This window comes from Cupriavidus sp. (assembly GCF_057315035.1).
The window spans coordinates 53039-63986 of sequence record NZ_DBHKYV010000046.1; the positions used below are offsets into that span (position 1 = coordinate 53039).

General features: G+C 59.9%; 11 protein-coding genes. 3 read left to right on the forward strand and 8 right to left on the reverse strand.

Annotated features, from left to right (window positions below; translation table 11 throughout):
• Positions 1-45: 45 nt before the first annotated feature.
• From ACO550_RS34190 to ACO550_RS34205, 4 genes are all read right to left on the reverse strand, one after another.
• Entirely contained in the window at positions 46-1017 is a 972-nt protein-coding gene (locus tag ACO550_RS34190) for a tripartite tricarboxylate transporter substrate-binding protein (protein ID WP_315596860.1), read from the reverse strand.
• Positions 1018-1077: 60 nt separating this feature from the next.
• Complete coding sequence (locus tag ACO550_RS34195) at positions 1078-2541, reverse strand: aldehyde dehydrogenase family protein (protein WP_315596859.1); 1464 nt, start codon at positions 2539-2541, stop codon at positions 1078-1080.
• A 130-nt stretch (positions 2542-2671) separates the two neighbouring features.
• The gene (locus ACO550_RS34200; protein ID WP_315596858.1) at positions 2672-3661 is read right to left on the reverse strand and encodes a tripartite tricarboxylate transporter substrate-binding protein; all 990 of its coding nucleotides are present in this window, start codon (positions 3659-3661) and stop codon (positions 2672-2674) included.
• A 77-nt stretch (positions 3662-3738) separates the two neighbouring features.
• Positions 3739-4923 carry a mandelate racemase/muconate lactonizing enzyme family protein gene (locus tag ACO550_RS34205; protein WP_485995097.1) on the reverse strand — a complete coding sequence of 395 codons (1185 nt, stop codon included), beginning with the start codon at positions 4921-4923 and terminating at the stop codon, positions 3739-3741.
• Between the two features lie 294 nt (positions 4924-5217).
• Between ACO550_RS34205 and ACO550_RS34210 the strand changes: the two genes are divergently transcribed.
• Positions 5218-6129, forward strand: coding sequence for a LysR substrate-binding domain-containing protein (locus tag ACO550_RS34210; protein ID WP_315598865.1), 912 nt, complete (start codon positions 5218-5220; stop codon positions 6127-6129).
• Here ACO550_RS34210 and ACO550_RS34215 read toward each other — a convergent pair.
• From ACO550_RS34215 to ACO550_RS34225, 3 genes are all read right to left on the reverse strand, one after another.
• Positions 6119-6424, reverse strand: coding sequence for a 2Fe-2S iron-sulfur cluster binding domain-containing protein (locus ACO550_RS34215; protein WP_315598866.1), 306 nt, complete (start codon positions 6422-6424; stop codon positions 6119-6121). The genes ACO550_RS34210 and ACO550_RS34215 overlap by 11 nt on opposite strands.
• A complete protein-coding gene (locus tag ACO550_RS34220) occupies positions 6421-6684 on the reverse strand; it encodes a ferredoxin (RefSeq protein WP_485995098.1) in 264 nt (87 codons plus the stop codon). The genes ACO550_RS34215 and ACO550_RS34220 overlap by 4 nt, the downstream gene beginning before the upstream one ends.
• 86 nt (positions 6685-6770) lie before the next feature.
• Positions 6771-7109 (reverse strand): 2Fe-2S iron-sulfur cluster-binding protein, encoded by a 339-nt coding sequence (locus tag ACO550_RS34225; RefSeq protein ID WP_315598868.1) that lies wholly within the window; start codon positions 7107-7109, stop codon positions 6771-6773.
• A gap of 245 nt (positions 7110-7354) precedes the next feature.
• On the opposite strand from ACO550_RS34225, the gene ACO550_RS34230 reads away from it, so the two are divergent.
• Together ACO550_RS34230 and ACO550_RS34235 are read left to right on the forward strand one after the other, a co-directional pair.
• Positions 7355-8089: an iron-containing redox enzyme family protein gene (locus ACO550_RS34230; RefSeq protein ID WP_315598869.1), complete on the forward strand. Its 735-nt coding sequence runs from the start codon at positions 7355-7357 to the stop codon at positions 8087-8089.
• A gap of 109 nt (positions 8090-8198) precedes the next feature.
• Positions 8199-9416: an IscS subfamily cysteine desulfurase gene (locus ACO550_RS34235; RefSeq protein ID WP_315598870.1), complete on the forward strand. Its 1218-nt coding sequence runs from the start codon at positions 8199-8201 to the stop codon at positions 9414-9416.
• A gap of 37 nt (positions 9417-9453) precedes the next feature.
• Here the strand turns inward: ACO550_RS34235 and ACO550_RS34240 are convergent, their stop codons facing one another.
• Positions 9454-10704: an MFS transporter gene (locus tag ACO550_RS34240; RefSeq protein WP_315598871.1), complete on the reverse strand. Its 1251-nt coding sequence runs from the start codon at positions 10702-10704 to the stop codon at positions 9454-9456.
• Between the last annotated feature and the right edge of the window lie 244 nt (positions 10705-10948).

Sequence of the window (10948 nt, forward strand, 5' to 3'; positions counted from 1 at the left end):
CCACCGCGTTGGTGTCGAGAGTGGTGTCCACGGTTTGCATGCCGATTACTCTGCCGTAATGCGGTTGTCCTTGATTACCTTCTCCCAGAGCTGCGACTGGGCGCGGAAGAACGTTTTGAAGTCGGCGGTTGAGCCGCCCATGGGTACCACCCCCTGTTGTGCGAAGACCTGACGCACGTCTTCCGACTGGAGCGCCTTGTTCAATTCCGCATTGAGCCGCGTCACAATCGCCGGTGGCGTGCCGGCTGGCGCTGCCAGCCCATACCAGACCGAGACGTTGAAGCCTGGATACCCTTGCTCGGCCACGGTGGGGACGTCGGGCGTCAGCGTCGAGCGTTGGGTGCTGGTAACGGCCAGGGCGCGCATTTTTCCAGCTTTCAGATGTGGCAGGACGTTCGGTGTATTGTCGAACATGACGTCCACCTGACCGCCCAGCAGATCGCTGACCATGGGCGAACTGCCCTTGTAGGGAATCTGCTGCATGTCGGTGTGGGTCAAGCTCTTGAAGTACTCCATGGTCAGATGGTTTGAGGTGCCATTGCCAGCAGTCGCGTAGTTGACCTTGCCAGGCGTTGCCTTCACCTTGTCGATCAGTTCTCGCATCGATTTGTAGGGAGAGTCCGTGCGAACGACGAGCAAGTTCGGAGTCTGGGCAACAAGGATGATCGGCGCAAAGTCGCGTTCTGCGTTGTAGCCCAGTTTCTTGTAGAGATACTGGTTGACCACCAGCGGAAAGCCGACCACGGTGAGTGTGTAGCCGTCGGGCGCTGCGCGGGCGCCATACTCGGTGCCGATAACGGTGCCTGCGCCCGGCCGATTCTCAACGACGACCGGTTGTCCCAAAGCCTGGTTCAGCTTGCGCCCCAACACGCGCGCCATGCTGTCGTTGAAACCACCAGGCGTATAGGGAACGACCACGGTGATCGGCTTCGACGGATAGTTGTCGGGCTGGGCATGGACAGCCACTGCGGCGAGGGCGCCGGCGACGAAGGCCAGAATGCGGGGGGTCGATTTCATTGTGATGTTGTCTCCTTGGTGGTCTGGTACGGATATGGTTGTTGTCACCGGCCTTGCGGGCTACCTTGCCTGGATCGTTCCGACGTTCTGATATACGTGCTTGATCTCGACGAAGTCGATGAGGGCGTCATAACCATGCAGCCGGCCAATGCCGCTACGCCGGTATCCGCCTGTCTCTGCTTCGGCGAACAGTTTGTTGTGGTCGTTGAGCCAGACTGTGCCGTTCCGTAGTGCACGTGCAACCCGCAATCCGCGTGCGCCATCGTGGGTCCACACGCTTGCGGATAGTCCGTACTCGGTATTGTTCGCGCGTGCCACGGCTTCGGCCTCATCGTCGAACTTCTCCAGCACCACAAAGGGTCCGAAGATTTCCTCTTGTACAAAGAAGGCGCCGGGATCGCGATGTGCGACAAGCGTCGGACTCACGAAATGTCCGGCGCCAAGCGACCCGCCGAGGAGTCCGCCGCGCAGAATCACGTCGTCTGCACTGTCCATGGCGGCGTTCATCCGTGCTGACACATGCGCTGCGGAGGCGGCGTCGATCAAGGGGCCGATGGTTGCGCTGCCGGACAGTCCCGGTCCGACTTCCATCGCACGCAGCGCGTGTGACAGCGCCTGCTTCATCTCTTCGTACCGGGAGCTGTGAACCAGTACCCTCCGGGCGGCGGTACATTGCTGACCGGAGATTACGGTCGCTGCGCGCGCAAGCTGTGGTGCGACGCTGTGGGCATCCATGTCTTCAAACACGAGGCAGCAGGATTTTCCGCCGAGTTCCAGTGACAGCTTTTTCATGGTCGGTGCGGCATCGGCCATGATGCGCTGGCCCACCGCGTTGGATCCGGTAAAGCTGATCACGTCGACATCCGACGAGTTGACCAGGCATCGTGCTACGTCGCTGCCAGTCTCGTGCACCAGATTGACTACGCCCGACGGCAGGTCGGCGTCAGCATCCAGATCGCGGAGGATCTCTGTCGAGATGAGTGCGGTCTGGGCGGCGGGCTTGACCACGCAAGTGCAACCTGCGGCCAAGGCGGGTGCCAGCGCGCGAACGAGGAGCACTACCGGGGCATTCCACGGAATGATCAGGCCAGCAACGCCTGCCGGCTCTTTGAGCATGGTGGAGAAAACGCCCGGTTCGACTTCCAGTGCGTGGCCAGGAATGTGGCGCGCCAACCCGGCGTAGTAGCGAATCTCGGAAACAGCGCCTGCGATCTCCGCCTTGGATTGAGCGAGCACCTTGCCGTTCTCGCGGGTCAGGAGTTCCGCTAGCGCTGCGCCGCGAGCTTCTACCCGGTCCGCCCACCGCAGCAACACCATTTGCCGCAGGCGCGGATTCTGCGCCCAGTTCGGGCGTTCGAACGCTTCGCGCGCCGACGCGATTGCCGCGAGCGCATCCACTCCGCTGCTATCAGCGAGATAACCTACGCAGGTGCCGTCGGCCGGGTTGAGGCTGGGCGCACGAGTGCCCGTGGCTGCTGCCTGCCATTGGCCGCCAATCAGGTTCGGGGCGTGAAGTTCGGTCATAGTGCTCTTGAAAGTCCGGGAAATTTTGGGCGAGCGCCGCCAGTGCCAGCGGGGAGGGGCCGCTGGCAGAGTCGGTGGCTGCGCTATGTTGGGTTACTGCGTTGGCTTACTGGTCGGCTAACTGGTCGGGCTATTGCGGAGGGATGCGCGCCTCGGCCACTACCTGTTTCCAGAGCGCCATCTGTTTGGCGATAAAGCTCTGGAACTGCGCCTGGTTGCCGCCGTCGACCTGAACGCCATGGGTCGCGAACTGCTGCTGAATATCGGGTCGTCGAAGAATTGCATTGATATCGGCGTTCAGCTTGTCGATGATCGCTTGAGGCGTTCCCGTGCGGACCATGAAGCCATGCCACGAAGACACCTCGTATCCGGCTACACCGCTTTGGGCTACGGTTGGCAGATTCGGCATCAAGGGAGACCGCTTCTCGTCAGCAATGGCAATGGGCCGAAGCTTGCCGGACTGGATGAACGGAAGCGCGTGCGGCAATGCATCGAATGCCACCTCAACCTGGCCGCCTGCGAGGTCTGTCAGCATCGGCGTACTTCCCTTATAGGGAACCTGGTTCATTTCCACGCCTGCCATCCGTGCGAACAGGGCCATGGCAAGATGGTTGGAAGATCCGCTACCGGACGAGCCATAGGCCAGGTTTCCGTGCGCCGCCCGGGCAGCCGTCACAAGGTCATTGACGGAACGGAGCTTGGACCCGGCATTGACGACGAGCAGCATAGGGGAGTGGCCGGCAAGCACGACGGGTGTGAAGTCGCGGATGCTGTCATAAGGGAGCTTGCTGTAGAGCCACGGATTTGCCGCAAATGGAAACTGCACGACCAGGACCGTCAGACCATCGGCGGGTGCTCGCGCAACGGCTTGCGTACCGAGAATTGTTCCGGCGCCAGGCTTGTTGTCGACGATGACTGGCTTACCCCAGGCCTTCGTCAGCTCGTTTGCGACCACACGGCCGAGGGTGTCGTTGAATCCCCCTGGAGGGTAAGGCACCACGATGCGGACAGTGCTTGCAGGATAGTGGCTCGCGGTATCGGAGGGGGCAGCGTGGGTGGTCAGTGCCAGGGCACCGAGCATCAAACCAATGGCAACGCGGAAGGAAGTGGGAAGGCGCATGGGGTTGTCTCCTGTTTCTCAATTGTCTTGCGCCGCGGTACGTTGCCGCGACGCGTGTTCTGAAATTTCTCGCTGCGTTACACGTAGGCGGGCCCTTCGATTGCAGGGTGCGCAGCCAGAAAGTCTTCATCGACATCGACCCCGATGCCTGGCGCCTCAAGCGGACTGACCAGGCCTTCGGCGTCGACGCGGAAAGGGGTACTTACGAGCTCGTCGCGGAAACGGTTGTTCTGGGATACGTCCGCTTCGAAGTATCCGCCGTTGCACAGTGCGGACATGAAGTGAACGGAAGCCGCCATGTTGATACCCGTCATCGAGGTATGCAGGTGAACTGGCAAACGCCACGCCGACCCCATGGCGGCAATTCGCAGACACTCGGTTATGCCCCCGCTCTTCGACAGATCGGGCTGTAGGATGTCAACGGACTTTTCTTCGATCAGTCGCACGAACTCGTGGCTTGCGTAGTGGTTCTCGCCAGCAGCGAAGGGTACGGTCCCAAAGGAGCGAGCGCGGGAGTACATGCGGTAGTCATGCGCGGCGAACGGCTCTTCTAGCCAGCCTACCCCCAAGGCGTCCAACACGGGCATGACGGCTCGGGCTTCTTCCAGCGAATAGTTTCCGTTGGCATCGGTCAGGATGACGATGTCATCATCCAGCGCGGCGCGCACGGCCTTGACGCGAGCGATGTCGTTTCCAGGCGTATCGCCGAGGCGAAGCTTGACAGCGCGGTAGCCCGTTTCGACATGGCGTTGTGCTTCCTGGGCCAGCGCAGCAGGATCCTGCCAACCTAGCGCCACGCCGCCGGCATAGGCAGGCACGGCCCGCCCCTTACTGCCAAGCAGACGATAGAGCGGAATGCCGGCGGCCTTTGCGCGAATGTCCCACAGAGCCATGTCGAGGCCGCTCATGGCTACTACGCACCCTGTCCCAAGGCCCATGCCAACCAGTTGGCGCTCGTAGATTCGCTGCCAGATGCCGGTTGTGCAGCCCGCATCCAACCCTCGTACCAGGTCAGCCAACGCAGTGTTGACGAAGTGGGCAATGGTCGAGTGGGCCCGGCAGTGATGAGCTTCCCCGTAGCCGCAAATTCCGTCTTCCGTGGTGACCTTGACCACCACGGCATCACGCTTTACCGCCTGGCCAACCCCGAGACGCACGCTCGAGCCAGGCTTTACGGGAAAGGATGTTGCCCAGGCGTGCACCTCCCTGATTTTCAGGCTGGTTCCGCTGTGCGGTATCTGGGCAATTGCTGTGGGTTGCATGTGTACTGTCTCCTTCACCTTGATCAGCTTCCGGCCTGGCTTCCGACTTGGCGTCCGGCCTGGCTTGCGGGGTTTTGTGCGCCATTCATTTGAACTGATTTTAGGTTCGTTGAAATATCACGTCAAATAATCTTGTATGATAAAAAATATCAAAAAAAATGATGCCATGAAATGCCACGGCATCCGTGGGCTAATGTTTTGCGGGCGAGAAGTCAAAAGCGATGTACATCAATTCAATTGATGTGATCGAAGTAAAAATCAGGCAAAATTTGGGAGTAAAAGCTAGGAGGGACGATGGAATTCCGGCAGATTCAATACTTTGCCTGCCTGTTCGAGGAAGGCAGCGTGACGCGTGCGGCCCGCCGCCTTGGCATCGTCCAGCCGGCGCTGAGCATGCAGATCGGCAAGCTGGAGCAGGAGTTGGGGCAGAAGCTGTTTGAGCGCAGTACGCAGGGCATGGTCCCGACTGCCGTGGGTCTGCAGATGTACCGGTTGTTCCAGCCGGTTCTCCAGGACTTTGTCAGCGCCCATGAGGAAATGCTCCGGCCCGATGACGAACTGAGCGGCCATGTGCGTGTTGGGATGATCGCTTCGCTTGCCCAGGGTGTGCTGGCGAGTGCCTTGATCGATTTCGCGAAGGTGAACCCTCGTGTGACGGTTTCCGTGACTGAAGGCTACAGCACGGTGCTGACAGACGCGGTGGCGGGTGGGCAAATCGAAGCGGCAATCATCAACAACCCAAGGCGCGCGCTACCGCTCAATATCGAGTCGATCGTTGACGAAGACCTGCTGCTGCTAACGAGCGGCAAGCGCGAGATCGCGCTACCGCAGCAAACGCCGCTGCGCACACTTACGTCACTCAAGCTCGTGCTGCCCACGCGCCAGCATGGCTTGCGGACTCTTTTGGAGACGTTCGCACAGAGTGAAAATATGGAGCTCGCCCCGGTATTTGAAACGGACTCCCTCAGTACGATCGTCGATCTGGTCGAAGACTCGCAACTTGCTACGGTGCTTCCGCGTGTTGCAGTGCGCGCGTTGCTGGAGCAGGGGCGGTTGCAGGCGAGAACGGTGATATCGCCGCGGCTATCCCGACTCGTTGTAGCGGTAACCCATCCACGGCGCCCGCTACCGCCTGCTACGGCTGCATTTGTCGCTTTGCTGACCGAGCGCATTCGTGCGCTCGGTGGCGAGCAGGCTAGCGCTTGACGTTTGCGGCGCGTGGCTCCCAGGACACGCTTGCGTCGCCATTGAGGAACGTCTGGCAGGCCATGCGGTAGCCGGCGGCAATATCGTCGTCGCCGAGGTGCTGGCGCTCCTTCGGCTTGACCTCGTCAGCGTGCTGGAGACCTGTTTCAATCCGGCACCTGCAAGTCCCACAAACGCCACCGCCGCATTTGAAGGGTATGCCGCCCTGGTACCGGAGCGAGGCACGGAGCAGGTTGCTATTCTCCGGCACCTCGGCAACGCGTCCATTGTTGGTCAGGAAAGTAATGCGGATCATGCTGCGTCTCCTGCAATATCCAGTGCGCAGCGCTCAAGGCGCACATCGAGCGAGCCGAAGCTGACCAACTCGTCGAGTGCGTGTCGCGCGGCCTCCACGCTTGGAAACGTTGGCAGCAGGCGGGTCGGTACCATGCTCGCCCGCTCGGGTGGGCCGATATCAACGATGCGCACCTTGGCTGCCTGGTTGAGGTCAGCAATCACAAATCGCGCACGCCGCCGACCGTAGAACAAGTAGTCATAGCTTTCGATTGTGGTCATGGCGGCGTCCGGCTCCGTGCGGTACTGGCCGTCACGACTCGAGAGAATTACGTACATCGAGGGCTCCAGGAGTGCTTCAGTGGTGTTCAGGCTTGTGCGGTGCTCGCGTTACCCGGGGCGTCCGCGCGCAGGTCGGCGTCCTGGTTCAGCGTGATGTCGTGATCGATCCACAACTGGCATACCAGACGGAACCCCTCTTCGAGGCGCGCACCGAGCATCTTTTTCTCTTTCCAGTTTGGTGCCGGCAAGTGCTCGGCCCCGCTTACCACGCGGCAGGCGCAACTCGCGCACTTGCCCATGCCGCATGAGTAACGCAGGTGCGGATAGGGAAATTGCTTGATACCGGCGCGTACCACGAGGTTGCTGTTTGCGCGGACTTCGCCTTCGTGAGAGAGGCCGTCCTTCTCAAAAGTGACTGTTGGCATGATGTCGGTGTCTCCATCTGATGTAATGATTTTGATGTAGTAAAAAATCAATTCAAGTGAATTTGAACGACAGCATAGACCAACGAAAGTGGGCTAAGCAAATCAGAGTTAATGATTAAAATATCAGAATAAATGATGATACTTGTGCATCTAATCATCATTAACTATGATCGGGTTCACGGCCTCACGCGACAGCAGAAACCTCCCCACCGAGGCCAGAAACTCATCACTACGGAGAGACAGACGTGACCCAATTGCTCGACCAAGACAGCTTCCGAACCGCTCTCGAAGAACTCGTGCGTGGTAAAAGCGCGAACCAATCGCCTTTCAGCCAGGCATGGGCGCAAGGCAAGCTCAGCCGCACTCACCTGGCCCGGTGGGCAGAAAACCACTATCAGTACGTGGGGCCGTTTGCTGACTATCTGGGCTTCATCTATGCACGCACGTCGGCTGATGGCTACACGGACATGAAGGACTTCCTCCTGGCAAACATGTATGAAGAGGAGATTGGTGGTGACCGCCATACCGATCTGCTGATTCGATTTGCCGAGGCGTGCGGGTCTACGCGCGAGCGCGTGATCAATCCCGACAACATGCTGGCTGCAACCCGTGGTTTGCAGAGCTGGTGCTATTCGATGGCCATGCGCGAAGACCCGGTTGTAGCCGTTGCTGGAATCGTGATCGGGCTGGAATCGCAAGTCCCGTCGATTTATCGCAAGCAAGCTCCCGCACTACGCGAACAGTACGGTTTTACGGATGAGGAGGCGGAGTTCTTCGATCTGCACATCGTTTCCGACGAAATCCATGGTGAACGCGGCTATCAGATCGTGCTCGAGCACGCGACGACGCCGGAACTACAACAACGTTGCCTCAGGGCTTGCGAGAACGGCGCGCAGATGCGGCTGCTGTACACGGGCGAACTGTATCGCACGTACGTGGAGCAGGACGTGTCATTGCAAGATCTGAAGCTCGCGGCTTAAGAGATGCCGCTAGGGGCGTGGCGTGGTTGGCGTCATGTCCCTGCTTCCCACTGACCTCCCGCGCTCCAGCGCAGCGTTCCTGAGTTTGAACCCCTTGCAGCGATTCCCCATGCCCGAAGCAGCCGTACCTATCTATATGGACTACAGCGCCACCACCCCGGTCGATCCGCGAGTCGTGGAGAAATTGGTGCCTTATCTTTACGAACGCTTCGGCAATGCCGCTTCGCGCAGCCATTCATTTGGCTGGGAAGCCGAGAGTGCAGTGGAGGAGGCGCGCGGTCATGTTGCCCGTCTGTTGGGTGCTGACCCGCGGGAGATCGTTTGGACCTCAGGTGCGACGGAAGGCAATAATCTGGCACTGAAGGGAGCTGCCCAGTTCTATCGCGGTAAGGGTCGACACCTGGTGACGGTTCGTACCGAACACAAGGCGGTGCTCGATACGTGTCGGGAACTGGAACGTCAAGGCTTTGATGTGACGTATCTGGATGTAAGGGATGACGGCTTGCTGGATCTCGAGGTCCTTCGTTCTGCATTGCGCCCGGACACGATCCTGGTGTCCGTGATGATGGTGAACAACGAGATTGGCGTCATTCAGCCGATTGCCGAGATTGGTGCTCTATGTCGGTCACGCGGCATTGTGTTTCATTGCGATGCGGTTCAGGCGGCGGGAAAAATCCCGATCGACCTTGAAACATTGCCTGTGGATCTGATGACGGTGACCGCGCACAAGGTCTACGGCCCCAAGGGGATCGGTGCGTTGTATGTGAGAAGAAAGCCGCGGATTCGGCTGGAAGCGCAGATTCATGGCGGAGGTCATGAGCGAGGCATGCGCTCGGGGACGCTCGCGACCCATCAGATTGTCGGGATGGGAGAGGCTTGTCGTCTGGCGCGGTTGGAACTTGCCGACGAGGCGCACCGCGTTGGCATGCTGCGCGATCGGTTGTTGAGCGGTTTGGTTGGGCTTGAACAGGTCTTCGTCAATGGCAGTATGGATCGCCGCATTCCCCACAATCTGAACCTTAGTTTCAACTTCGTGGAGGGGGAATCGCTGATCATGGGGCTGCGCGGCATTGCCGTGTCCTCCGGTTCAGCCTGCACGTCTGCATCGTTGGAACCGTCATACGTATTGCGAGCGCTCGGTCGTAGCGACGAACTGGCCCACAGTTCAATTCGGTTTACGCTCGGGCGGTTCACAACGGAGCAGGAAATCGATGCTGTCATCGCGCAGGTAAAGGCTTGCGTAGAGAAGCTGCGGCGACTTAGCCCGCTTTGGGAGATGTTCCTGGAAGGAACCGATCTTTCAAAGATTGAGTGGTCTGCCCATTAGCGCACGGCTGTTCCGACGTTTTAGCGCCGCAGTCAGCTCACTGATCCTTCGCCCATCGATCGAATGCTGCGCAGCCCAGCAGCACTGCACTTGTCACGAAGAACACCGAGCGCATGCCAAAGTGCACGCCGATCTGGCCGCCAATCAGCGGGCCTATCACCTGGCCGGCGAACTGCGCTGACTGCAGGTAGCCGAGCATCTTGCCCGACTGGTGCTCCTTGACTGCTTGTCGCACGAGTTTCCCGATCGCTGGCAACAGGCCAGCCAACGTCATGCCCATCAGGCCGCGCAGAATGGCGAGGGACCACCAGTTGTCGACGAACGCTTGAGGAATCATGACGATGGCCGTGGCGATCAGGCAGCCAATGATCACTTTCCACGCGCCGATCCGGTCAGCCAGCGCACCGAGCCGCGACGCCGTCAGCACGCTTCCAAGCGCTGAGCTTGCCATGACCACGCCTGCGATGGTGGCCAGCTTCGCATGGGGCACGCCGAGTTGACCGATGTAGACTGTGATGATGGGTTCGATCGACATGTTTGAAAGCAGCACCATAGTCGCCGTAATCAGAAGGGCGGCTAGTGGAAGGCGGGAACTGCGCTCGCGCACGGCCTCAGCGGCATGATGGGAAGCTGTCTGCTTGACCGGTCGCGTGAAGTCCTCGCGTACCAATACGATCGTCAGCAGCGCCGCCACCGCGATGACTGCGCCTCCCGCGAAGAAGGTGCCGCGGATACCGATCAGGTTCGGCAGCAGGCCGCCGACCAGGGGCCCAACCAGGTTGCCCACGAGTGCACCGCTGGACAGCACACCAAGCGCCCATCCGGCGCGCTCTGGCGGCGCTTGCGTGCCAATCATCACCGTAGCGGCAGAGGCATAGCCGCCGATCAGGCCGGCCGCGAAGCGCAGGGCGACGAGTTCGTAAACGTTATGCGCCAGCCCGATCATCGACATCACGATGGCCATGCCAACCGCGGCGCGTATCAGCATGGGCTTGCGTCCGAAGCGGTCTGCCAGTCGTCCCCACAGCGGCGCGGTGATGGCTGTTGCCAGAAAGGTCACGCCAAAGGCGGCGCCCGACCATTGGACGATATCGGCCTGCGCGGTGACGCCAAGCTGCTCCACATAGAGGGGCAGGAACGGTAGCAGCATGCTGAGACTGACCAGTGTGGTGAACGACCCGAATGTCGCCACCGCCAGATTGCGTTTCCAGTACGAGGCGTTGCGTGCCGCGTAGCTGGAGCCGGGATGGTCTTCTTGAGCAGAAAGGGCGCTGATGGATTCGGACATGATGACTTTTCGGGGGGAGGGGGGTGCCCCTGGTGACCGGCACTGCGTTGATGCCAGTCATTCTGGTCAACGATCTTCGCGGGATCATCGGGGTCAGTCGCAAATCAGTTGTTCCGCGGCATTGACAGTGCATCGGCTATCGGCGGCGTTGAGTCGTGGGTGTTGATCGCCTTCTCGATGCCTTTCCATATATTCAATTAATTTGAACAACTATGACAGCGATAGCCCACTTTCTCCGGGTGGG

Excerpts from the sequence above, each read along its gene's own strand:
- ACO550_RS34195 (WP_315596859.1), bottom strand. The coding sequence starts at position 2,541 with ATGACCGAACTTCACGCCCCGAACCTGATTGGCGGCCAATGGCAGGCA.
- ACO550_RS34240 (WP_315598871.1), bottom strand. The coding sequence starts at position 10,704 with ATGTCCGAATCCATCAGCGCCCTTTCTGCTCAAGAAGACCATCCCGGC.
- ACO550_RS34200 (WP_315596858.1), bottom strand. The coding sequence starts at position 3,661 with ATGCGCCTTCCCACTTCCTTCCGCGTTGCCATTGGTTTGATGCTCGGT.
- ACO550_RS34215 (WP_315598866.1), bottom strand. The coding sequence starts at position 6,424 with ATGATCCGCATTACTTTCCTGACCAACAATGGACGCGTTGCCGAGGTG.
- ACO550_RS34235 (WP_315598870.1), top strand. The coding sequence starts at position 8,199 with ATGCCCGAAGCAGCCGTACCTATCTATATGGACTACAGCGCCACCACC.
- ACO550_RS34220 (WP_485995098.1), bottom strand. The coding sequence starts at position 6,684 with ATGACCACAATCGAAAGCTATGACTACTTGTTCTACGGTCGGCGGCGT.
- ACO550_RS34225 (WP_315598868.1), bottom strand. The coding sequence starts at position 7,109 with ATGCCAACAGTCACTTTTGAGAAGGACGGCCTCTCTCACGAAGGCGAA.
- ACO550_RS34205 (WP_485995097.1), bottom strand. The coding sequence starts at position 4,923 with ATGCAACCCACAGCAATTGCCCAGATACCGCACAGCGGAACCAGCCTG.
- ACO550_RS34190 (WP_315596860.1), bottom strand. The coding sequence starts at position 1,017 with ATGAAATCGACCCCCCGCATTCTGGCCTTCGTCGCCGGCGCCCTCGCC.
- ACO550_RS34210 (WP_315598865.1), top strand. The coding sequence starts at position 5,218 with ATGGAATTCCGGCAGATTCAATACTTTGCCTGCCTGTTCGAGGAAGGC.